The sequence below is a fragment of the Nostoc sp. CHAB 5715 genome (assembly GCF_020829685.1).
Lineage (GTDB): Bacteria > Cyanobacteriota > Cyanobacteriia > Cyanobacteriales > Nostocaceae > Nostoc.
The window spans coordinates 1-2075 of the sequence record NZ_JAIVFR010001173.1; the positions used below are offsets into that span (position 1 = coordinate 1).

The 2075-nt window shown below is 45.4% G+C and carries 2 protein-coding genes and 1 pseudogene; 1 reads left to right on the plus strand and 2 read right to left on the minus strand.

All coding sequences use genetic code 11. From position 1 onward, the window contains the following. A partial coding sequence (locus LC574_RS37345) for a TauD/TfdA family dioxygenase (protein ID WP_229458658.1) occupies window positions 1–934 on the minus strand: 934 nt, incomplete at its 3' end. A 266-nt stretch (window positions 935–1200) separates the two neighbouring features. Then, a pseudogene (locus LC574_RS37350) lies at window positions 1201–1509 on the minus strand (substrate-binding domain-containing protein); the annotation flags it as partial. A gap of 95 nt (window positions 1510–1604) precedes the next feature. Here LC574_RS37350 and LC574_RS37355 point away from each other — a divergent pair. Then, window positions 1605–1865, plus strand: coding sequence for a hypothetical protein (locus tag LC574_RS37355; protein ID WP_229458659.1), 261 nt, complete (start codon window positions 1605–1607; stop codon window positions 1863–1865). The last annotated feature ends 210 nt before the right edge of the window (window positions 1866–2075 follow it).

Genomic DNA, 2075 nt, shown 5'->3' on the forward strand with positions numbered 1-2075 from the left:
AAATTCGACGCTCGACATCCAAATGATCTAAATCTTGAGGAGCTAAATGTACAGTAGCGCGGTTATCCCAGAACGCGATATCACCATTGTTCCAACGGAAACGGGTGGTATAGGCAGGTTTGGTGATTTGGTTGAAGAACAACTCAAGTAACAGTTTGCTCTCTTGTGGTGACACGTCAATAATGTGCGAGACAAAGCCAGGGTTAATGAACAACGCACGTTCACCAGTCTCAGGATGAACCCTGACTACTGGGTGGATTGAGACTAGTGGATTAACAGCAATGCGATCGTCGAATTTGCCGTTGCGGGGCTGATACCCGCCCCCATTAAAGCGATGTTCAGCTTTCAATGTGTCTGCTAGCGCCCGTAGGGGTGCTGACAGTCCCTCATAAGCCGCAACTAGATTACTCCACTGAGTGTCACCACCGAAGCTGGGGACATTAACCGCGCGTAAAATTGAACCTGCTGGTGGGTTAATAGCTGCCGTTACGTCTGTGTGCCAAGGACCACCACTGCGAAAACCGTACTGCTTCTCATAGAGCTTACGATCTACGGGTTTGATCTGTGGGAATCCCGGGACTGGTTCAGGCTCTCCGAGTGGATGCGCGAAAGTTACTTCACCGAAACGAGATGTGAACTCAACCTGGGCAGCATGATCGATGTTCTGACCACGAAAGAACACAACTTTCCATTTCAATAACGCTTTACGGATTTCTTGGACTTGCTCGTCAGAAAGAGGGCGGGAAAGGTCTACGCTACCGATTTCGGCACCGATGAAACCAGCAACTTGTTTAACTTCTATATGTTTGTAGCCCATGTAGATTCTCCAGAGTTTGATCTGTAGGGTGGTGTTCACACTCGCCTGTTTTCTTTGGAATTTTGCCAATATCTGATAGCAACATTCCTGTGCAAGGAGTAGAACTGAGAGTATCATACATTATTCCGATAGATTTACCGTAGTATGTATTGCTTATTTAACAATTTCCTGTGTTTTTGCAGCTAGGATCTTCGCAATTGAGACACTGATGCCCTTCTCTACGAGAGGCTGCGCCAACGGCTTGGTGCAGTTGCTACCCTACGGGAATGCGCTTGAGCGAACAAGTCGGGAGACCCGCTGTTAGCACCTGCTTCACCTGGTGCCCGTTAAGAGTTCCCTTTTAAGAACGAATGAGGGTTTAGTCCGTAATTTTGGGACTGGCATAAACTTAAGAAGTTCCATCGCGCACCACCAGATGTTTTCGGGTTAGCTGTCAGTACGCTCACTCCTGGTCTTGTCAAATCTGTCCATGTTTTAATATTTTTGGGATTCCCCTCACGAGTAGCGATGCCTGCGGCGGGCTACGCCTACGCACCTACGGATTGGGTCACAATTGCATTAAAGGGTGCTTCTTTTTCCCAACCCGGTTGAATAAAACCTGTCTGAACCAGTTTGTCAACGTCAAGGGCCAATGACAGGTGTACCACATCAGCCTCTAAACCATCAATCACATTTAGGGTTTGAGAACCAGAAGCGTTACGGAAGTAAAAAGTGTCAGTTTCTGACATTGAATTTAACAAGTGACCCTCTACCAAGAGCAAACATATTGCTATGTCGAGATTGCTTTGTGCATCTTTCAATAGCAGACATTTTCTTAGCTCTCGATAATATTAAAAGTAGCCATATTGATTATCTACTAACAACTATTTTCCTGAATTGTGAAGACAACGAGGATATCACGACAGGTGACTGGCGTTTACTAAATTTGGAGAAACAACCTTTTAATTTTCCTACACCTCTACTACTGATAAATGAACAATGTACTGAGGGAGGTGGCTTATATAAAGATAAGAGCTTGGGATTGTGGCAGGTGCAAGACATTCCTTGAAGTATCATCCTGAATAGATGTTCGTGATTGTACTCAAAAATGGTACGAAGTTTATTGGTTGTGAACTATCCGACGATTTCTGCTTTTGACAAAGCTGTTAGCTATTAGCTATTAGCTATTAACCCGGTACATGCCTCGCCCCTCGTGGGCGAAAAATTAATCTTGGGGAGGTTAATACCCCGCTGTTAGCTGTTAGCGGTTAGCTGTTAG